This window comes from Streptomyces sp. NPDC002403 (genome assembly GCF_053593015.1).
Genome location: NZ_JBSFBQ010000011.1, coordinates 70,183 through 90,977 on the forward strand (window position 1 = coordinate 70,183; position 20,795 = coordinate 90,977).

A 20,795-nucleotide genomic window follows, 5' to 3' on the forward strand; every position below is an offset into this window, starting at 1 on the left:
ACAGGCCAGGGATACTCGCCTCGGGGCGGCGACGGGGGCCGTGCCGGAGGATGCGAACGGCGCGGGGGTGCGGGAGTGTCTCGACAGGCGACGCCGAAACCGCGCCAGGGCACCGGAGGCGGACGGCTTCCGTTCTCCTTCGGGCAGTTCATCGTCAAGGTGCACGGCCGCTGCAATCTCGCCTGCCGCTACTGCTACCTCTACGAGGGCCCCGACCGCACCTGGCGCGACCGGCCGGCCGCCGCCGCGCCCGCCGTCCTCGACCGCACCGCGCACCGCATCGCCGAACACGCGGCGGAGCACGGACTGCGGGACCTCGCGCTCGTCCTGCACGGCGGCGAGCCCCTCCTGGCAGGTGCCGGCCGGCTGGCCGCCTTCACCGACCGGGTGCGCGCCCTGACGCCCGACGGCTGCACCGTCCACACCACCGTCCAGACCAACGCCACCCTCCTCACCGAAGGCCGCGTCGCCACCCTCGCCCGGCACGGGATACGCATCGGCGTCAGCCTCGACGGCGGCCGGCCCGCCCACAACAGCCGGCGCACCGACCACGCCGGACGCCCCTCGTGGCCCGCCGCCTCGCGCGGCACCCGGCTCCTCGCCGACCGGCACCCCGAGGCCTACGCGGGCATCCTCACCGTCGTGGACCCGGACACCGACCCCGTCGGGATGTACGAGTCGCTGCTCGAACTGCGCCCCCCGGCCCTGGACCTGCTGCTCCCGCACGGCAACTGGACGACCCCGCCACCGGGCCTGCCGGTCACCGGGCCCGGCCGTCCGACCCCGTACGGCGACTGGCTCACCACCGTCTTCGACCGCTGGTGGGGCTCCGGACGGCGGGAGACCCGGATCCGGCTCTTCGAGGAGTGCATCGCCCTGCTGCTGGGCCTGCCCGGCGCCACCGAGTCCCTCGGGCTCGACCCGGTCGACGCGATCGTGGTCGAGACGGACGGGACGATCGAACAGGTCGACTCCCTCAAGTCCGCCTACGACACGGCCGCCGCCACGGGTCTCGACGTCTTCCGCCACACCTTCGACGACGCCCTGCGCCATCCCGGCGTCGCCGCCCGCCGGGCAGGTGCCGACGCACTCGCCGCGGCCTGCCGGGCCTGCCCGCTGCTGACCGTCTGCGGGGGCGGCCACTACGCACACCGCTACCGCGCGGAGAACGGCTTCGCCAACCCGTCCGTCTACTGCGCGGACCTCGAACGGCTGGTACGCCACATCGCCGCCCGGCTGTCCGACGCAACCGCAGGAGAACGCCGATGATCCCCCCACTCCCGGACCACATGCTGCGCCGGCTGGGCCGCACCGAGGGCGACTCCGAGACCCTCAGCGTCCTCGTGCGCGATCAGGACACCCGCCGGCTCCTGCTGCTGCGGGCCCTGCTCGACGCGGCCGAGGCGGCCCCCACCACCGTCTGCCCGCCCCGGGCGCTCGACCGCCTGCGCCAGGACTGGGCGCTGCTGGAGACGGCCGAGCGCGCCGACCGGACCGCCGTACGCGCCGTCCTGCTCCACCCCCTCGCGGGCCCCTGGGCGCAACGCTGCCTGCGCGGCCTCTCCGCCACCGGCCCGGGGCCCGAACTCGGCGCCGACCTGAACCACTTGAGCGCCCTGGCCGCAGCGGCCGCGATCCGCGCCGGAATCCCGTTCACGGCCCGGCTCACCGCACCCGACGGGCTCCTGTCCCTGCCCACCCTGGGCGCCCTGCGCACACGGGCCGAAGAGATCGACATCACCTTCCACCAGGGCGAGATGACACTGCGTCGGAACGGGCAGGAACCACCCGTCCCGGTGCACGCCCAGCCGGACGGCACGACCGGGTCGGCCGACCCGCGCTGGCTGCCGGTGTTCGCCCTGCCCGCCGTGCAGTCCGGTATCGGCCCGGTGCCCCTGGACGACATCGACCCGTACCGCACCGACGGCAGCGGGCTCCAGCCGCACGGACTGAGCGCCGCCGCCCACATCGACGACCACGAACGCAAGGCGTGGGCCGAGTCCTGGGCCGGAGTGGCACCCCTGCTCGCCGTCGGCGGCGAGCACCGTCTCACCGAGGCGGCGGTCCTGCTGCGCTGCCTGGTACCGCTCGGCCCGCCGCCCGGCTCCGGTCCGATGGGGGAGAGCGCGGCACATTGCAGCGGAACCAGGCGCGAGGCGTTCGGCGCCGTCCTCAGCAGCAAGCCGGCCACCTCCGCCTACTTCGCCTCCACACTCGTCCACGAACTCCAGCACACCAAGCTGTCCGCGCTCAGTGCCCTCGTGCCCCTGCACCACGAGGACCCGGAACCCCGCCACTTCGCACCCTGGCGCTCCGACCCCCGCCCCTTCGACGGCCTCCTCCAGGGCGCCTACTCGCACATCGCGCTCGCCGACTACTGGCAGCGGTTCGCGCTCGCCGCGCGGCGCGTCACCCACCGCGACCTGGCCTGGGCCGAGCACGCCCGCTGCCGTGAACAGGTCGGGGCGGTCCTGCCCGTGCTGGCCGGTTCGGCGGCACTGACCCGCGAAGGCCGGGTGCTGGTCAACGAGATGATCACGCTCTACCACCGTCTGGACGATTGCCCGCCTCCAACGGGGCACCTCGCACGCGCGGAGGCATATGTGGCCACCGCCAAGGTGATATGGCAGCAGAGGAACGGCTCGCACAGGCCGTGAGGGACCCCGGGATTGTCCGCCGGAACGACCATGCTCCGGTGTATGTTGACAAGGCTCGAATCGAGGCAGGGAGACGGTCGAATGCCCGGAACGCGTAGGCAAGTTGGAGCAACCGGGGCGCAAACCGTCACCATCAGTTTCGCCGGATTCAACCGCGCCTGGGCGACATGGATCGGGGACCGCCTGGAGCGGCGCGGGGTGACGGTGGTCCAGCAGCGCTGGGACCCCCCGGTGGAGGTCCCGCTGGAGGACTCACTGCGCGATCTGACCCTCTCCCGGGGGCGCGTCCTGGTGATCCTCAGCGACTGGTACTTCCAGCTGGGCCCGCGCGGTCACGAGGAGTGGAACCGGGCGCTGCGCGAGGTCGTCGCCCCCGACCCCGACCGCTTCGCCGCCGTCTGCGTCACCACATCCGCACTGCCCGGCGCCACCTCGGCCCTCGCCGCGGCCGACCTGACCAATGTCGGCGCCGACGAGGCCGAGCGGCGGCTCCTGGTGCGCCTGGGCCTGCCCACCGACCCGCTGCCCGAGCCCGTCGAGGCCCGGCAGGGGCCCCGGTATCCGGCCGATGTCCCGGAGGTGTGGGGCGGGGTGCCGCGCCGCAACACCCGGTTCACCGGCCGGGAGGCGCTGCTCAGCAAGGCGTACCAGGCCCTCCAGGACGCCGGATCCGGTGCAGGCGTCGTGACCCTGCACGGCATGTCCGGCGTGGGCAAGACCCAGCTGGCGGCGGAGTACGTCTACCGGTTCGGCTCCGAGTACGACGTGGTGTGGTGGGTGCCCGCCGACCGCCGCGCCCTCTACCGCCAGAAGCTCGCCGAACTCGCCCCGGAACTGGGCCTGTCCACGGGCGCCGAGTACGGGGAGCGGCTGCGCGCGGTCCGTGACGCGCTGCGCCGCGGCGAACCGCACTCCCACTGGCTGCTGGTCCTGGACGGGGCGGACGAACCCGAACACATCTGGGACCTGGTGCCGACCGGCCCCGGGCACGTGCTGATCACCTCCCGCAACCCGGAGTGGAGCGAGCACAACAGCAACCTCGTCGAGGTCCCCGTCTACGAACGCGACGAGTCGGTCGCCTTCATCCGCCGCCGCGCACCCCGCCTGACCCCGAACGACGCCGACCAGCTGGCGGAGGCCCTCGAAGACCTCCCGCTCCTCCTCGACCAGACGGCGGGCTGGCTCAACGACTCCGACATGTCGGTCGAGGAGTACATCGAACTCCTCGAAGGCGGCATCGACCAGGACGTCGTCAAGGTCTCCGCCGACTTCCCGCTCGCCTTCCAGACCGCCTGGTCGATACTGCTGAACAAGCTCAGGGAAACCGTCCCGGAATCCGTCGACCTGCTGCGCCTGTGCAGCTTCTTCGCACCCGGCTCCATCCCCGTGCGTCTGCTGAGGGAGATGCCCCCCGGCGAACTGCCGGAACAGCTCTCCGGCCTGATGAACGACCCGCTGCTGTGGAACAAGGCGATCGGCCAGCTCCGCCAGTACTCCGTGGTCCGCCTGGAGTCCCACGAGACGGCCGGCGAGGAGGCCTCGTCCGGCGAGTCGCTCTACATGCACCGCATGGTCCACCAGATCGTCGGCAAGGACATGCCGGAACGCGACCGCCAGGAGTTCATCGGCGTGGTCCGCAGGGCACTCGCCGCCGCGGACCCCGGCCGCCCCGCCGACACCCGGCTGTGGCCCGCCTACGCCGAGATCACCCCGCACCTGAAGTGGGCCGACGTGCTCAACAGCACCGACCCGGCCGTCCACACCCTGGTGCTCAACTGCCTGCGCTACATGTACCTCTCCGGCGAGTACCGGGCCGGCATCAAGCTGGGCCGACGCGCCATGAAGGCCTGGCGGGAACTCCTGGGCGAGAACCACCCCAGAATCTGGGACCTCAGCTACAACTACGCGAACGTGCTGCGGTCCGTCGGTGACTACGCCGGCACGGAAGCCATCGAACGCGCCGCCGTCGACCACCTCCGCGCCGAACGCGGCGCGAAGGACCTGGAACACCTCCGCGCCGCCGGCGGCCTCGCCGCCGACCTGCGGGGCCTGGGCCGGTACGACGAGGCCCTGGAGATGTCGACCTGGATCCTCGCGGGCTACCGCGAGCTCCTGGGGGACCAAGACTCGCGCACGCTCGACGCGCAGAACAACCTGGCTACGTCGCTGCGCTTGCTGGGCCGGTACGAGCAAGCACTCGAACTCAACCGCCGCACCCTGGAAGCCCGTCGTCAGCTTCTGCGGCCGCGCCACGGCTGGACGCTCTACTCCGAGATCAACTACGCCACCGACCTGCGTCTGCTCGGCCGCTACAGCGACGCCCTCTCGCTCCAGGACCAGAGCGTGCGGGTGCACCGGCGTCTCATGGGGGCCGACAACCCGCAGACCCTGCGCGCCGAGCACAATCTCGCGCTCTGCCAGTACCGCTCGGGCGAGCGTGCCAAGGCCGCGACGCTGTTCACCCGGGTCCTCGAACGAAGCGAGCGGGTGCTCGGCGAGATCGACCCGCTGACGATGATGTTCGCGGCCAGCCAGAGCTTCTTCGCCCGCGAGCACGCCGACATCGACCAGGCCAGGGCCATAAGCGAGAAGGTGGTCGACGGCTATGTGGACATGCTCGGCGAGGACCATCCGTACGTGGCGGGAACCCGAGCCAACCACGCCCTGATCCTCCGCAATGTGGGCGAACGCGACCAGGCGCACGCCCTGTTGGAGGGGGCCCTCGCCGACATGACGCGAGCCGTAGGGGAGCACCACCCCTGGACCCTGGGCTGCGCGGTGAACGCCTCGGCGCTGCGCAACCTGGTGGGCGACCCGGAATCCGCGGCCGCGCTGACGGACGCGGTCATCATCAGGGCCACCGAGGTCCTCGGCCGGACCCATCCGCTGACCCTCTCCGCCCGCATCGCACACGCCGCTGACCTGCGCGGCCTCCGGGACCGCGAGCGTGCGGACAAGGTCGAGGGCGAGGCGTTGGGCGACCTGGCCGCGACACTGGGTGCCCAGCACGTCCACACGGTCTCGGCCCGCTCCCGCAACCGCCCGTACTGGGACTTCGAGCCGCAGATGATCTGAGCCGATTCACGGAAAGCTTCTCAACAAGTGAATGACCGTCAGTATCCTTTTCCGACACGTCAGTTGCGAGGCAACGGGGGAGCGGATGGCGGTCATCATCGGGTCCACGACACCGGGGGAGGACGGCCCGATACCGGTCGTCGTGGACGCCGAGACCTTCGCGGCGGACCCGGCACCGACCGGGGAGGGCGAGTCCTTCTACAGCCCCGGGGAGACCAGGGGCGGCGCCGACGCCGCGCGGCGCGTCCTGGCCGGCGCCGGTGACCTGTACGGCGACGGACTCGATCTGGCGCGACGCTGCGCCGCCCAGGCGATGCGCCGGCTCGGGGACCTCGGGGAGGGGATGCGGCCCGACGAGATCGAGCTCCAGGTCGGGATCACCTTCGAGGCCGGCATGGCGGCCGTGGTGAAGGCCGGTGCCGAGGCGCAGATCCAGGTCACCTTCCGCTGGCAGCCCGGCAACGAGGGGCAGGCCACTGCCACGGCGACACCCTCATGAGCGAGCCGCGGTCCGGGGCCGCCACCCCGGCACCCCGGGTGCCGATCCTCCCGTACAGCCGGATCGTCGGGCAGGAGGACCTCAAGCTGGCCCTGGAGCTCAACTTCGTCTCCCCGAGGATCGGCGGGGTGCTGATCACCGGGCAGCGGGGCACCGCCAAATCCACCGTGGTCCGCGCCTTCGCGCTGATGTCCGGCGGTGAACTGCCCGTCACGCTCCCGATCAACGCGACCGACGACCGCGTGGTCGGCGGCTGGGAACTGGACTCGCTGATGCGCGGAGTGGCGAAGCCGCAACCCGGCCTGCTCGAAGAGGCCGACAGGAAAGGGCTGCTGTACATCGACGAGGTCAACCTGCTGGACGACCACCTCGTCAACATCATCCTGGACGTCGTCTCCACCGGTGTGCTGTCCATCCAGCGCGAGGGCATCGACCTGGCCAGGCAGCTGTCGTTCGGACTCGTCGGCACCATGAACCCCGAAGAGGGCAGCCTGCGGGCCCAACTGCTCGACCGCTTCGGCCTGATGGTGGCCGCGTCCGAGCTGGCCCTCGACGAGCGCCGGCGGATGATCACGACCGTGCTCACCTTCGAGGAGGAGCTGGAGGCCGAGGACTCCGCCTGGCTGCGCGCCGCACGGGACGAGGACGACACACTGCGCACCGCGCTTCTGGAGGCGAGGGACCGGCTGAAGGACGTCCGGCTCGACGAGAGCGTGAGCGGGCTCTGTGCCGAGGCGGCGGAGCTGCTGGGCGCGATCGGGCAGCGCGGTGACCTCCTCGTGGCGAAGACCGCCCGTGCGCTGGCCGCACGGGACGGGCACCGGCAGGTCGAACCCGACCACGTCCGCCGGGTGCTGCCACTGGCCCTGCGCCATCGCAGACCGGACTCCGCCCACGGCGCCGCCCTCACCTGGGGGCCGGACGAGGACGACCGCGTCAGCGCCCTCTTCGGCTGAGCCGCCGATGCCCGCATCCCTACCCCGGCCCCTGCCCGTCGCGGACGCCGACGAACTCCCCCGGCGACTGCTCACCGCACTGGTCTGCGCCGCCGTCGAGCCCGGACTGTCCGGGGTGCTGCTGTTCGACCTCCCCGACGCGCACCTCGCCGCCGTCGCCGCCGTCCTCGACCGGCTGCTCGCCGGTCCCACCGGTACGCCCGTCCCCCGCACCGCCCTCACCGCCGCCACCACGGAAGAGGACCTGTGGTCCCGGCCCCGGGTGAGCCGGGGGCCGCACGGCATCGACTTCGCCCTGGACCCCGGACCCCTCACCGAACCCGTGCCCGGTCCGTCCCTCGTCGTCGTCCCCGACCTGGCCAGGCTCAGCGTGCCGGGGAAGCGAGCCGCCGTACAGCTCCTCGGCGCCGATGTCGCCACCGTCGAACAGTCCGGGCTGCGCCGCCGCTGGCGGCCGGCGGCCCGCTGGCTGGCCGTCTGCCGTACGGAGGACGTCCCCCGCGTCTCCCCGCACCTCCTGGACCGCTTTCCGCTCCGCCTCACCGTCCCCGAACTGCGCGTCGAGCCGGGTGACACCCCGCTCGGTCCCCTCCCGGCCGCCTGGACACGGGCCCTGGACCGGGCCCGCTCCACCGCCCCCGGGCCACCGCTCCACCCCGCCGACGACTTCGCCGCCCGGGTCCTGGAACTCCTCGACGACCAGGACGGCACCGGCCAGCGCAGAGCCCTCGCCCTGTCCCGGACCGCCCGCGCCCTGGCCCGCCTCGTTGACGCCGAACGCATCACGGCCGACCACGCCGAAGCGGCCGCCCGACTCATCCGCCTGCGCGGCGCCCGGCGCCCGTCCGCCGAACCCCCACCCGGGCCCGACACCGTCGACACCGCGCGGTCCGGGGCCCGCGTCCTCCCCGAACCCCGGCCCGGCACCGACCGGCCTCCCCCGCCCGGCACGCCCGTCCTGGAACCCGGACCCGCCGAGCCCATCGGGTCGGGACGCGCGGCCGGCCCGTGGCCGGCCACCGACACCCCGTACCCGGAGGACACCGCCGGACCGCCGCCGGAGGACTCGCCCCTGCGCACCCCGGCCCGGCGCACCACCGGCCCCCGGGCCGCACGCGGCCCCGTCGTCGGGGTACGCCCGGCCAGGGACCTGTGGGACCTGGCGCCCGTGCGCACGGCGATGGAAGCGGCCAAGTACCGGGCGGTACGGGACCGGAGCGAGCGGCTGGTGATCCTGCCGGGCGACCTGCGCGGGTACGTCCGGGCACCGGAACCGGTCCGGATGCTCACCCTCGTCCTGGACCACACCTGCCGCGAGGACTGGGACTGGCACGCGGCACTCGACCCGTTCCTGCAATGGGCCTATGTCACCCGCGCCCCGGTGCACGTGGTCGAGGTCGGCGGGCGCGGGGCACCGAACGAGGTACGGGCCGAGTCCTTCACCGCCCTGTCCACCCGCTCCCCGCGGATCGCCGCGGCTCTGGCCCGGCAGCCCGGCCGGGCCACCCCGCTCGCCCACGGACTGCAGCTGGCCGAACAGACCCTGCGCCGGGCCTTCCAGCACCACCGCGCGGGCCTGGTGGAAGCGCTGCTGGTCGTGGTGAGCGACGGGCGCGGCAACGTTCCGCTCGCCGCGAGCCGGCGCGGCGAGGCCTTACGCGGCGCCGTGGGCCGCACCGGCGTCGACGACGCGCTCGCCGCGGCCGGCCGGATCAGCGGCATGGACCGGACCCGGCTGCACAGCCTGGTCGTCGACCCGGGACGGCAGCCGTACCCGGAACTTCCCCATCTGCTGGCCGAGGCCCTCGACGGCAGAGTGGTCCCGGGCAGGCCGGAGCACGAGGCGGCCGACCGTGGGCGGTGAATCCGCAGGGCTGCGCCGCCTGCTGGAGACCTCCGTGGCCACCGGCCGACGGCTGGCCAGGACCCCCGTACCGGCCGGGGTGCGCACCGGACTGCGCGAACGGCTCGGGCTCACGGAGGCCGACGCCGACAGCCGTCCCCCGCCGCACACCGCCCGGATCACGGTCGTCCCGCACCACGAATGCCACGGCGGCACCCAGACGTTCGGCGTCAGTGCTTGGTGCGAAGGCATCCCCCCGCTCCCGTACACCACCGGACCGACCCAGCTGCGCCCCACCGGCATCGGCCTGGGCAACGCCCTGGGCGACGGCCCCGCCCCCTCCCAACTGCTCCGCGACATCCGGCACTGGTCCCACAACCAGCGGCGGCTCGCCGCCTGGATCAACCGGGCCCGCGCGGTGCACGGCGACGCGCTCCAGGTCACCATCCACGACGACACCGGCTACGAGATCCCCTGGGAGGCGTTCTGGCTGCCTGCCGACCCGGCCGAAGGGCTGGCCGAAGGGCTGCTCGGCGCCCTCGTCGCGGTCACCCGGTGGCTCACCATCCGCAGCACCGAACTGGTGCTGCCCGAAGCGTCCGTGTCGGCCACGGGCGATGTGCTCGGCTACTACTTCCACGACGCGCGCCCGGCCCGCCCCTACCACGACGGAGTACGGCACATCCATGACATGCGGGCCGACATGGCGGTCTTCCAGGGGTACGCGCACCGCCCGCACCTGACGATCGACGGATTCCTCGACGAGCTCGACGGATGTCCGGCAGATCCCGTCGGCCTCGTCTACATGGCGGCCCACGGCACCTACGACGACCGGGTCGACGCGCTCACCCTCGCCGAGGTGACCTGGGCCGAGTACGACGACCGCCCGATGACGGTGCTCGACAAGGACCACTCGATGGTCTGTCTCAACGCCTGCCACTCGGCCAGGTTCGTCCGCAACACCGGGCTGGGGGAGACGGACCTGCGGGGTTTCACCGAACTCTTCCTCCGCAAGGGCGCCGGAGGCTGCGTCGTCGCGGCCGGACAGGTCGGCGACAGCGAGGCACGCGAACTCATCGGGCAACTCGTCGGCATCCTGGCGGCCGAACCCTGGCGGCCGGTCGCCGACTCGCTGCGCCTCTTCCGGTCCCGCGCGCTGGACGAGTTCGGCCCCTTGACGAACCTGCCGCGCACCCGGCACGAAGGACGGTTGAACGTGGACGGACAGAGGCCCGTCCTGCGTCTGCTGTACAGCCTCATGTTCCAGTACTACGGGCATCCGCTCAGCACGCTCAGTCTCAGCGGACCACGCCCCGGCACGGCGACGGGCGGGGAAGGGGACGCACGGTGAACGGCGACGATCCGGCCCTGCTCATCGAACCCGTCGTCAGCCGGCCCCGCGAGGCCGAGGCCGGGTGCGCCTACCTCGTCACCGTCGACCTGCGCGGTCCGCTCGGACCGCAGGGCGAGGAGGACCCGGACGCCTGGCCGTACCAGGACGAGGAGCTGACCTTCACCGTCGCGCTGGACGGGGGACGGCACTTCGTCTGCGAGGTCCTCGACGACCCCGCGCTCGTACTGCACCGCTACGGGGGCACGTACGGCCCGGCCCGGTTCGTCGTCACCGCGGGCCGGGTCACCGGGCCCGCCGAGCTGTGGCTGACCCTCACCAACCAGTGGGGGACACCGGTCCGCAAGGCCGTCCTGCCCTGCCGGATCACCCGGCAGGCGGAGGACGCCCCGGACGGCACCGCCGCGGTCCTCGGATACGTCCCCGCCCGGCCACCCGTCGCCGAGGACCCGGAACCGCCCGGGTGGCCGCGGAGCGATCCGGCCGACGCGCTGTGGCTGTCGGGCCCGGCGCCCGAAACGGCCGCGACGGCCTGGCCGGAGGAGGAGCGGACCGAGCACACCGGGGGCGGCGCGGCGGACGCCGATGTCCTCGTGCCCTCCGAGGGGCCCCCGGTCCCGCGCACCACGCCCGGTCCGGTGGACCACGTCACCATCAGTTTCGCCGGTTTCAACCGGGCGTGGGCGGAGTGGATCGGGGACCGTCTGGAGCGGCGCGGGGTGACGGTGGTCCAGCAGCGCTGGGACCCTCCGGTGGAGGTGTCGCTGGAGGAGTCGCTGCGCGATCTGACGCTCTCCCGGGGCCAGGTGCTGGCGGTCCTCAGCGACTGGTACTTCCAGCTGGGCCCGCGCGGTCACGAGGAGTGGAACCGGGCGCTGCGCGAGGTCGTCGCCGCCGAGCCCGACCGGTTCGCCGCCGTCTGCGTCACCATGTCCGCGCTGCCCGGCGCCGCTTCGGCCTTCGGCGCGGCCGACCTGTTCGGCATCGGTGCCGAGGAGGCCGAGCGGCGGCTCCTGGTGCGCCTGGGCCTGCCCACCGACCCGCTGCCCGAGATGGTCGGGGCCAGGCAGCGGCCGCGGTATCCGGCCGATGTCCCCCAGGTGTGGGGCGGGGTGCCGCGCCGCAACACCCGGTTCACCGGCCGCGACGAGCTGCTGGCAGCGACGTACGAGGCACTGCACGAGGCCCGCCCCGGTGCCGGGGTCGTGACCCTGCACGGCATGTCCGGCGTGGGCAAGACGCAGCTGGCGGCGGAGTACGCCTACCGGTTCGGTTCCGAGTACGACGTGGTGTGGTGGGTGTCCGCCGACCGCCGGTCCTTCTACCGGCAGAGGCTCGCCGAACTCGCCCCGGAACTGGGCCTGTCCACGGGCGCCGAGTACGGGGAGCGGCTGCGGGCGGTCCGTGACGCGCTGCGCCGCGGCGAACCGTACGCCCACTGGCTGCTGGTCCTGGACGGGGCGGACGAACCCGAGCACATCTGGGACCTGGTGCCGACCGGCCCCGGGCACGTGCTGATCACCTCCCGCAACCCGGAGTGGAGCGAGCACAACAGCAACCTCGTCGAGGTCCCCGTCTACGAACGCGACGAGTCGGTCGCCTTCATCCGCCGCCGCGCACCCCGCCTGACCCCGAACGACGCCGGCCGGCTGGCGGAGGCCCTCGAAGACCTGCCGCTGCTCCTGGACCAGACGGCGGGCTGGCTCAACGACTCCGACATGTCGGTCGAGGAGTACATCGGACTCCTCGAAGGCGGCATCGGCCAGGACGTCGTCAAGGTCTCCGTCGACTTCCCGCTGACCTTCCGTACGGCCTGGTCGATCCTGCTGAACAAGCTCTGGGAGACTGCGCCGGAATCCGCCGGTCTGCTGCGCCTGTGCAGCTTCTTCGCACCCGATTCCATCCCCCTGCGCCTGCTGCACGAGGTCGCCTGGGACACCGTCGCCGGCCTGGAGGCGCTCACCGACCCCGACCGGCTCGACCAGGCCGTCCAGCAGCTGCTGCGCTACTCGGCCGTCAGGCTGGAGACCACGCTGCCCCCGGGCCGGGGGCCGGCGGACCCGCACCGGTCCCTCCACATGCACCGCATGATTCACCGCATGATGCGGGGCGAACTGACCGCGGCCGACCACACGGCCTGTGCGGACGCGGCCCGTGGCGCGCTGGCCGCCGTCGACAGGGGGCAGCCCTCCGACGTACGGATGTGGACCACGTACGCCGCACTCACCCCGCACCTGAAATGGGCGGAGGTGCTGGAGAGCACCGCGCCCGCGGTGCAGGACCTCGTCCTCGACTGTCTGCGCTACATGTACCTCTCGGGCGAGTACGGCAGCGGTGTGCGGCTCGCCGGTCCGGCCATGACCTCCTGGCGGGCCCTGCTCGGCGGGACCCACCCCCGGATCTGGGACCTCAGCCACCACTACGCCAACCTGCTCCGCGCCCTGGGCGACTACGCGACGAGCGCAGGCGTGGAGCGCGCGGCGGCCGACTATCTCGGGGCCGAACGGGGCGAGCACGACCTGGCGCATCTGCGCGCCGCCGGCGGTCTCGCCGCCGACCTGCGGGGCCTCGGCCGTTACGACGAGGCGCTGCGGCTCTCCGTCTCGATCAGGGACCGCTACCTCGACGTTCTCGGCCCGGAGGACTACCGGACCCTGAACGCGGACAACAACCTCGCGGTGTCGCTGCGGCTCCTCGGCCGGTACGGAGAGGCGCTGGAGCAGGACCGGCACACGCTGCACCTGCGGCGGTCCGTGCTGGGAGGGCAGGCCCCCGCCACCCTGTACTCGGAACTCAACTGCGCCATCGACCTACGGCTGCTCGGAGATCACCGCGAAGCCGAGGAGGCCCTGGGACAGACGGTCCGCAGGCATCTGGCGGCGGTCGGAGCCAATAATCCGCAGACCCTGCGCGCCCAGCACAACCTCGCGCTCTGCCGCTACCTCGCGGGTGATCCGGCCGCCGCCCGGTCCGCCCTCGCCCGGGTGCGGCGGGACTGTCTGCGGCTCCTCGGCGAACACCATCCGCTCCTCCTGCTGATCACGGCGAGCGCGGCCTGCGCGGAGCGGCGGGCGGGGGACCCGGACCGGGCCCTGCTGCTGCACGAGCAGGTGGCGCAGGGATACCGGTCGATGCTGGGCGACGACCACCCGTACACCATCGGTACGGAGGGCAACCTCGGGCTGATGCGCTGGACGCTGGGGGAGCGGGACGCGGCGGGCCAGGAGATCGAGCGGGCCGGTTCCCTGATGGCCGGGGCGGTGGGGGAAGGACATCCCTGGGCCATCGGATGCGCGCTGAACGCGGTGATCGTCCGGACGAGGAGCGGACGGGCCGCCGATGCGTACGAGCCGGGCCGGGCGAACGGCCGGCGGGCGGCGGCGCTGCTGGGAGCGGACCACCCGCTCACCCTGGCCCACCGGCGGGCGGAGGATCCGGAACAGGCGGGGCAGCTGGACTTCTGGGACTTCGAACCCCAGATCGTCTGAACGGGCCGTGCCCGGCCCGAACGCCGAAGGGCCCGCCCCCGCGATCGTCTCGCGGGGACGGGCCCTTCGGTTCTGCGTACTGCTACCGGTCAGGCCTCGAAGACCTCGGCGACCAGCTGGGCCTGCTCGGCCTGGTGGCGCTTGGCCGAGCCGACCGCCGGGGACGAGCTGTGCGGGCGCGAGATGCGGCGCAGGCGCTCACCGTGCGGGACATCGGCGCCGACGGCCAGGTCCAGGTGGTCGATCAGGTTCAGGGCGATGAACGGCCAGGCGCCCTGGTTGGCCGGCTCCTCCTGGGTCCAGAGGTACTTCTCGGCGTTCGGGTACTTGGCGATCTCGGCCTGGAGCTCGGCACCCGGCAGCGGGTACAGGCGCTCCAGACGGATGATCGCGGTGTCCGTGACGCCGCGCTTCGTGCGCTCGGCCTCCAGGTCGTAGTAGACCTTGCCGGCGCAGAAGACGACCTTGCGGACGTCGGCCGGGTTCACCGAGTCGTCGCCGATCACCGGGCGGAAGCCGCCGGTGGTGAACTCCTCCACCTTCGACGCGGCCGCCTTGAGGCGGAGCATCGACTTCGGGGTGAAGACGATCAGCGGCTTGTGGTGCGGGTTGTGCACCTGCCACCGCAGGAGGTGGAAGTAGTTCGACGGCAGGGTCGGCATGGCGACCGTCATGTTGTTCTGCGCGCACAGCGTGAGGAAGCGCTCCGGGCGGGCGGACGAGTGGTCCGGGCCCTGGCCCTCGTAGCCGTGCGGCAGCAGCAGCGTGACGCCGGAGGTCTGGCCCCACTTCTGCTCGGCCGAGGAGATGAACTCGTCGACGACGGTCTGCGCGCCGTTGACGAAGTCACCGAACTGGGCCTCCCAGACGACCAGCGACTCCGGACGGGCCAGCGAGTAGCCGTACTCGAAGCCCATCGCCGCGTACTCGCTGAGCAGCGAGTCGTAGACGTTGTAGCGGGCCTGCTCGTCGGCGAGGTAGAGCAGCGGGGTGTAGTCCTCGCCGGTCACCTGGTCGACGAGGACCGCGTGGCGCTGGCCGAAGGTGCCGCGGCGGGTGTCCTGGCCGGCGAGCCGGACCGGGGTGCCCTCCATCAGCAGCGAACCGATGGCCAGGGTCTCGCCCATGCCCCAGTCGATCGTGCCGTTCTCCACCGAGGCCGCGCGGCGCTGCATCTGCGGCATCAGGCGGGGGTGGACGGTGATCCGGTCGGGGATGTTGACCTGGGACTCGGCGATGACCTTGACGACCTCCGGGGAGATCGCGGTGGTCACGGCGACCGGGAACTCGGGCTGGACCTCGGGGGTGTGCGCCGGGGCGGGCAGCGAGGTGGCCTCGCGGACCTCCGCGAAGACCTTCTCCAGCTGGCCCTGGAAGTCCTGGAGCGCCTGCTCGGCCTCTTCCAGGGTGATGTCGCCGCGACCGATGAGGGACTCGGTGTACAGCTTGCGCACCGAGCGCTTCTTGTCGATCAGGGTGTACATCTGCGGGTTGGTGAACTCCGGGTTGTCGCCCTCGTTGTGACCGCGGCGGCGGTAGCAGATGAGGTCGATCACGACGTCCTTGTTGAACGCCTGGCGGAACTCGAAGGCGAGCCGCGCGACGCGGACCACGGCCTCGGGGTCGTCGCCGTTGACGTGGATGATCGGCGCCTCGATCATGCGCGCCACGTCGGTGGCGTACATCGAGGAGCGCGAGGACTCCGGGGCGGCGGTGAAGCCGACCTGGTTGTTGATCACCACGTGCACGGTGCCGCCGGTGCGGTAGCCGCGCAGCTGCGACATGTTGAGCGTCTCGGCGACGACGCCCTGGCCCGCGAAGGCCGCGTCGCCGTGGAGCGCGACGGGCAGGACGGTGAAGTCCGTGCCGCCCTTGTTGATGATGTCCTGCTTGGCGCGGGCGATGCCCTCCAGGACCGGGTCGACCGCCTCCAGGTGCGAGGGGTTGGCGGCCAGCGAGACCTTGATCTGCTCGCCGTCCAGACCGGTGAAGGTGCCCTCGGCGCCCAGGTGGTACTTGACGTCGCCGGAGCCGTGCATCGACCGGGGGTCGAGGTTGCCCTCGAACTCGCGGAAGATCTGCGCGTACGACTTGCCGACGATGTTGGCGAGGACGTTGAGCCGGCCGCGGTGGGCCATGCCGATGACGACCTCGTCGAGGCGGGCCTCGGCGGCGGAGTCGATGACCGCGTCGAGCAGCGGGATGACGGACTCGCCGCCCTCCAGCGAGAACCGCTTCTGGCCGACGTACTTGGTCTGCAGGAACGTCTCGAACGCCTCGGCGGCGTTCAGCCGGCGCAGGATGCGCAGCTGCTCCTCGCGCTCGGGCTGCTGGGCGCGCGGGCGCTCCACCCGGTCCTGGAGCCACTTGCGCTGCTTCGGGTCCTGGATGTGCATGAACTCGATGCCGGTGGTGCGGCAGTACGACTCGCGCAGCACACCGAGGATGTCGCGGAGCTTCATCATCGACTTGCCGGCGAAACCGCCGACCGCGAAGTCCCGCTCCAGGTCCCACAGGGTGAGGCCGTGCTCGGTGATGTCCAGGTCGGGGTGCTTGCGCTGGCGGTACTCCAGCGGGTCGGTGTCGGCCATGACGTGGCCGCGGACCCGGTAGGAGTGGATCAGCTCGAAGACCCGCGCGGCCTTGGTCACGTCGTTGTCGTGCGAGGCGTCGATGTCCGTGAGCCAGCGGACCGGCTCGTACGGGATGCGCAGCGACTTGAAGATCTCGTCGTAGAACTCGTTCTCGCCGAGCAGGAGCTGGGCGACGATCCGCAGGAACTCGCCGGAGGCGGCGCCCTGGATGACCCGGTGGTCGTACGTCGAGGTCAGCGTCATGACCTTGGAGATGCCCAGCTTGTTCAGGGTGTCCTGCGAGGTGCCCTGGAACTCGGCCGGGTAGTCCATCGCGCCGACGCCCATGATGAGGCCCTGTCCGGGCATCAGGCGGGGCACCGAGTGGACGGTGCCGATGCCGCCGGGGTTGGTCAGCGAGGCGGTGACGCCGGTGAAGTCGTCCATGCCGAGCTTGCCGTTGCGGGCGCGGCGGACGATGTCCTCGTAGGCCTGCCAGAACTCGAAGAAGTTGAGCGTCTCGGCCTTCTTGATGGCCGCGACGACCAGCTGGCGGTCGCCGTTCGGCTTCACCAGGTCGATGGCGAGGCCGAGGTTCACGTGCTCCGGCTTGACCAGGGTCGGCTTGCCGTCCTTCAGCGCGAAGGAGTGGTTCATCGCCGGCATGGCCTTGAGGGCCTGCACCATCGCGTACCCGATGAGGTGCGTGAAGGAGATCTTCCCGCCCCGGGCGCGCTTGAGGTGGTTGTTGATGACGATGCGGTTGTCGAAGAGCAGCTTCACCGGGACCGCGCGGACGGACGTGGCCGTCGGCAGCTCCAGCGAGGCGTTCATGTTCTTCGCGACGGCGGCCGACGGGCCGCGCAGCGTCACGTACTCGGGGCCTTCCGGGGCCTCGGTGGCCGGCGCTGCCGCGGCCTTGGCCGGGGCGGGCGCGGCGGCCTTCGCGGCCGGAGCCGGAGCCGGAGCGGCCGGGGCCGCCGGAGCGGCGGCGGGGGCGGCCTGTGCGGGCGCCGGGGCCGCGGGAGCCGGGGCGGGGGCGGCCGGAGCCGGGGCCTGCGCCGGGGTGGCCTGTGCGGGTGCGGCCGGGGCCGGGGTCACCGCGGCTCCTGTTGCCGGGGCGCCGGGAACGGGCTTGTCCGCCGTGCCGGACGCACCCGGCTTGTAGTCGGCGAAGAAGTCCCACCAGGCGCGATCGACCGAATTGGGATCCTGGAGGTACTGCTGGTAGATCTCGTCGACGAGCCACTCATTGGGCCCGAAAGCCGCGGCCGGGTTCGTACCCGGGACGGCTTGGTCGGTCGAGATGCTCGAGTTACTGGGGGACTGAGACGACACGGCGGCAACCGCCCTCTTCCGCTTCACAAGGTGATGGACAGCGGAAATCAAGGCTACGCCTCCCCAGCCGTTCCACGCAGGCCGGGCCGGTCTTCGTCGCGCAAGTCACATTGGAAGGCGGGTTTCGGTGCAGGAATTGGCGGGAAACATGCACGGTTCCGCTTCACTTTGGGTATGCGGGACCGCGGCTACGGCCCCCTGGGCCGCACCCCCCTGAACGGAACACGTAGAACGCGTCCTTCCGGTTCGAACCCTATGTCAACCTCGCGGTTGCGGTACCCCCGGAAGAGTGACCTGAATGCGGCAGCCGCGAACGGATTCGGCCACGCCGATGCGTCCGCCGTGCAGGTCCACCGCCCAGCGGGCGATCGCCAGGCCGAGGCCTGTACCGCCGTCGCTGCCGGGGCCGTGCGGGGAGGGCACCTCGCCGCGGTTGAAACGCTCGAAGACCCGGTGCCGCTCGGACTCCGGAATGCCGGGCCCCTCGTCCAGGACCTCCAGCGCCAGCGACTCCGGTCCGGGCCCGCGCCGCGCCAGCACGGTGACCCGGCCGTGCGGCGGGCTGTGCTTGACGGCGTTGTCGATCAGATTGGCCACCACCTGGTGCAGGCGTTCGGCGTCCGCGTGCGCGGTCAGCTCCGGCGGCGACACGTCCAGGTGCAGATGGACGTCCTTGCGCGTGTGGTTCCCGGATCCGGACGGGAGCCGGCGGTGCGAGACGGCGAGATTCGCCTCCTTCAGCACGCCCGACAGATAGGGCCACACCTCGAACCGGCGGGCCTTGAGCGTGACCACCCCGTTGTCCAGGCGGGACAGGTCCAGCAGCGTCTCCACCAGCCGGCCGAGCCGCTCGGTCTGCTTCAGCGCGGTACGCATCGTCTCGGGATCGGCCGAGGACACCCCGTCCACGACGTTCTCCAGCACGGCTCTCAGCGCCGCGATGGGTGTTCGCAGCTCATGCGAGACATTGGCGACCAGCTCCTTGCGATGCCGGTCCACGGCCTCCAGATCGTCCGCCATGCGGTTGATCGTCTGGGCCAGGTCGCCGAGCTCGTCGCGCCGGTCGGCGCCGCTCACCCGTCTGGTGTAGTCGCCGTGCGAGATCGAGCGGGCCACCGTGGTCATCTCGTCCAGCGGCGCGGTCAGACCGTGCGCCACGAACTGGGTGATCAGCAGGGTCGCGATCACCGAGAACACCGTGATGAACCGCAGCTCGGTCCTGGTGCGCACGGCCACCATCAGCAGCCCGGTCGTGATGAAGACCGAGACCACGACGAGCGTGCTCATCTTGGCCTTGACCGAGAAAGGACGCAGTCCGGAACCGGGCCGGGTCATGGAGCCGGCGTCTCCAGGGCGTAACCCACACCGTGCACGGTGCGGATCCGCTCCGCGCCGATCTTCCTGCGCAGCGCCTTGATGTGGCTGTCGACCGTACGGGTTCCGGAGGCGTCCGCCCAGTCCCAGACCTCGGCCAGCAGCTGCTCCCGGGAGAGCACCGCACGCGGTGTGTTGGCCAGACAGACCAGCAGGTCGAACTCGGTCGGCGTGAGGTGGACGTCGTCGGCGCGCACCCTGACCCGGCGCTGCGCGTGGTCGATCTCCAGCTCGCCCAGGCGCAGGATCCCGCTGCGCGGCGTGACCGCGGCCAGCGCCGCGCGCTCGACCCGGCGCAGCAGGACGTGGACCCGGGCCGCCAGCTCGCGCATCGAGAACGGCTTGGTCATGTAGTCGTCGGCGCCGACGCCGAGGCCGACCAGCATGTCCGTCTCGTCGTCCCGGGCGGTCAGCATCAGCACCGGCACCGGCCGCTGGGCCTGCACGCGGCGGCAGACCTCCAGGCCGTCGAAGCCGGGAAGCATGATGTCGAGCACCATCAGGTCCGGCTGCCACGCCTCGGCCGCGTCCACCGCGGCCGGACCGTCGAGTGCGGTCTGCACCAGAAAGCCCTCGGCCCGCAGCCGGGCGGAAATGGCATCGACGATCGTGGCGTCGTCCTCGACCACCAGCACCCGGCGCTGCGCGCCAGGGGTGGCCGCGACGCCGGTCTGGGTGGTGTGTGTCTGTTCCATCGCCCCGCCCCTGCCCGTTCTCACGGGGGCCATTCCCCCGGACGCACGGTCTTCGCTTGTGGATTTCGTGGGTGATCCCGTTACCGGTCAGCAGCGTAAAGGCAGCGGACTGCTCTCGGCTACGCAGGGTGTAACGGCTCGGGCGCGAGGAAGTGGCGGAGTGTCGGGCTTGTGACACTTGGCCCCCGGGCGTCCGGGGGCGGTGATACCCGGTGGGGGAATCTCAGTCTGTCCGAAGTGCGAGATGCACCACGTCGGGCACACCTCGGGCAACGTTGACCTCTTCGGTTCTTACCCCATCGAATCCGGCATTCCGCAGGGCCTGTTCGAAGTCGGCGGACGGTTGTGCGGACCACACTGCGAGAACGCCGCTCGGCGTCAGCCGCTCCCGGCAGTCCGCGAGACCGGCGGGGGAGTAGAGGCTCGTGTTGTCCTCGGTGACGGTCCAGTCCGGCCCGTTGTCGATGTCCAGACACAGAGCGTCGTAACGGTCCGTAGTCGTGCTCAGGTACTCGACCAGATCCGTCGTCAGGATCCCGGTACGCGGATCGGCGAGCGCCGCACCGGAGATCGAGGCCAGCGGCCCCTCCAGGTGCCAGTCCACGATCGCCTGCTCCCGCTCGGCCACGACGATCCGCCCCCACCGCGGCTCGGCGGCGGCCCGGGCGAGCGAGAAACCGACGCCCAGACCCCCGATGAGCACCGACGGGGCGGACCGGCCGGCGGGCAGGGCGGCCAGCGCCGCGTCGATCAGCAGCCGCTCGGAGCGCCCGTCCGAGGTGTCCATCAGGAAGCACCCGTTGGCGATGATCTCGAAGTCGTCACCCCGCTCCCGCAGAACGACCTCGCCGTACGGGCCTTCGCGGCGGTCGAGCGTGACGGGGGTGAGGGCATCGGAGCGGTGGAAGTCGGGCATGGTGCGGGTCTCCGGTGGACGGCGGACAGG

At 72.0% G+C, this 20,795-nt stretch carries 12 protein-coding genes; 8 read left to right on the forward strand and 4 right to left on the reverse strand.

What is annotated here, in order from left to right; genetic code table 11:
* Window positions 1-75: 75 nt before the first annotated feature.
* The 8 genes from ACWCPY_RS15370 (at window position 76) to fxsT (ACWCPY_RS15405) (ending at window position 13,869) form a co-directional block, all read left to right on the forward strand.
* Entirely contained in the window at window positions 76-1,269 is a 1,194-nt protein-coding gene (locus ACWCPY_RS15370; protein WP_451265066.1) for an FxsB family cyclophane-forming radical SAM/SPASM peptide maturase, read from the forward strand.
* A complete protein-coding gene (locus tag ACWCPY_RS15375) occupies window positions 1,266-2,657 on the forward strand; it encodes an aKG-HExxH-type peptide beta-hydroxylase (RefSeq protein WP_451265068.1) in 1,392 nt (463 codons plus the stop codon). The genes ACWCPY_RS15370 and ACWCPY_RS15375 overlap by 4 nt, the downstream gene beginning before the upstream one ends.
* Before the next feature lie 81 nt (window positions 2,658-2,738).
* A complete protein-coding gene (gene fxsT / locus ACWCPY_RS15380; RefSeq protein WP_451265070.1) occupies window positions 2,739-5,732 on the forward strand; it encodes an FxSxx-COOH system tetratricopeptide repeat protein in 2,994 nt (997 codons plus the stop codon).
* An 85-nt stretch (window positions 5,733-5,817) separates the two neighbouring features.
* A complete protein-coding gene (locus ACWCPY_RS15385) occupies window positions 5,818-6,231 on the forward strand; it encodes a CU044_2847 family protein (RefSeq protein WP_451265072.1) in 414 nt (137 codons plus the stop codon).
* Window positions 6,228-7,187 carry an ATP-binding protein gene (locus ACWCPY_RS15390; RefSeq protein ID WP_451265074.1) on the forward strand — a complete coding sequence of 320 codons (960 nt, stop codon included), beginning with the start codon at window positions 6,228-6,230 and terminating at the stop codon, window positions 7,185-7,187. The genes ACWCPY_RS15385 and ACWCPY_RS15390 overlap by 4 nt, the downstream gene beginning before the upstream one ends.
* 7 nt (window positions 7,188-7,194) lie before the next feature.
* A complete protein-coding gene (locus ACWCPY_RS15395) occupies window positions 7,195-9,051 on the forward strand; it encodes a hypothetical protein (RefSeq protein ID WP_451265076.1) in 1,857 nt (618 codons plus the stop codon).
* Window positions 9,041-10,381 carry a CHAT domain-containing protein gene (locus ACWCPY_RS15400; protein ID WP_451265078.1) on the forward strand — a complete coding sequence of 447 codons (1,341 nt, stop codon included), beginning with the start codon at window positions 9,041-9,043 and terminating at the stop codon, window positions 10,379-10,381. The genes ACWCPY_RS15395 and ACWCPY_RS15400 overlap by 11 nt, the downstream gene beginning before the upstream one ends.
* Window positions 10,378-13,869 (forward strand): FxSxx-COOH system tetratricopeptide repeat protein, encoded by a 3,492-nt coding sequence (gene fxsT, locus ACWCPY_RS15405; RefSeq protein WP_451265080.1) that lies wholly within the window; start codon window positions 10,378-10,380, stop codon window positions 13,867-13,869. The genes ACWCPY_RS15400 and fxsT (ACWCPY_RS15405) overlap by 4 nt, the downstream gene beginning before the upstream one ends.
* Window positions 13,870-13,958: 89 nt before the next feature.
* Here the strand turns inward: fxsT (ACWCPY_RS15405) and ACWCPY_RS15410 are convergent, their stop codons facing one another.
* The 4 genes from ACWCPY_RS15410 to ACWCPY_RS15425 form a co-directional block, all read right to left on the reverse strand.
* Window positions 13,959-17,780 carry a multifunctional oxoglutarate decarboxylase/oxoglutarate dehydrogenase thiamine pyrophosphate-binding subunit/dihydrolipoyllysine-residue succinyltransferase subunit gene (locus ACWCPY_RS15410; protein WP_451265082.1) on the reverse strand — a complete coding sequence of 1,274 codons (3,822 nt, stop codon included), beginning with the start codon at window positions 17,778-17,780 and terminating at the stop codon, window positions 13,959-13,961.
* A gap of 258 nt (window positions 17,781-18,038) precedes the next feature.
* Window positions 18,039-19,115: a HAMP domain-containing sensor histidine kinase gene (locus ACWCPY_RS15415; protein WP_329815998.1), complete on the reverse strand. Its 1,077-nt coding sequence runs from the start codon at window positions 19,113-19,115 to the stop codon at window positions 18,039-18,041.
* Window positions 19,112-19,849 (reverse strand): response regulator transcription factor, encoded by a 738-nt coding sequence (locus ACWCPY_RS15420; protein ID WP_018521091.1) that lies wholly within the window; start codon window positions 19,847-19,849, stop codon window positions 19,112-19,114. Before ACWCPY_RS15420 ends, ACWCPY_RS15415 begins: the two co-directional genes overlap by 4 nt.
* 223 nt (window positions 19,850-20,072) lie before the next feature.
* On the reverse strand, window positions 20,073-20,765 hold the full coding sequence (locus ACWCPY_RS15425; protein WP_451265085.1) for a spermidine synthase: 693 nt from the start codon (window positions 20,763-20,765) through the stop codon (window positions 20,073-20,075).
* Window positions 20,766-20,795 lie beyond the last annotated feature (30 nt).

What these genes read in the sequence shown, in the direction of transcription:
- ACWCPY_RS15375 (WP_451265068.1), top strand. Translation starts at nt 1,266, where the DNA reads ATGATCCCCCCACTCCCGGACCACATGCTGCGCCGGCTGGGCCGCACC.
- fxsT (WP_451265070.1), top strand. Translation starts at nt 2,739, where the DNA reads ATGCCCGGAACGCGTAGGCAAGTTGGAGCAACCGGGGCGCAAACCGTC.
- ACWCPY_RS15385 (WP_451265072.1), top strand. Translation starts at nt 5,818, where the DNA reads ATGGCGGTCATCATCGGGTCCACGACACCGGGGGAGGACGGCCCGATA.
- ACWCPY_RS15390 (WP_451265074.1), top strand. Translation starts at nt 6,228, where the DNA reads ATGAGCGAGCCGCGGTCCGGGGCCGCCACCCCGGCACCCCGGGTGCCG.
- ACWCPY_RS15395 (WP_451265076.1), top strand. Translation starts at nt 7,195, where the DNA reads ATGCCCGCATCCCTACCCCGGCCCCTGCCCGTCGCGGACGCCGACGAA.
- ACWCPY_RS15415 (WP_329815998.1), bottom strand. Translation starts at nt 19,115, where the DNA reads ATGACCCGGCCCGGTTCCGGACTGCGTCCTTTCTCGGTCAAGGCCAAG.
- ACWCPY_RS15420 (WP_018521091.1), bottom strand. Translation starts at nt 19,849, where the DNA reads ATGGAACAGACACACACCACCCAGACCGGCGTCGCGGCCACCCCTGGC.
- ACWCPY_RS15425 (WP_451265085.1), bottom strand. Translation starts at nt 20,765, where the DNA reads ATGCCCGACTTCCACCGCTCCGATGCCCTCACCCCCGTCACGCTCGAC.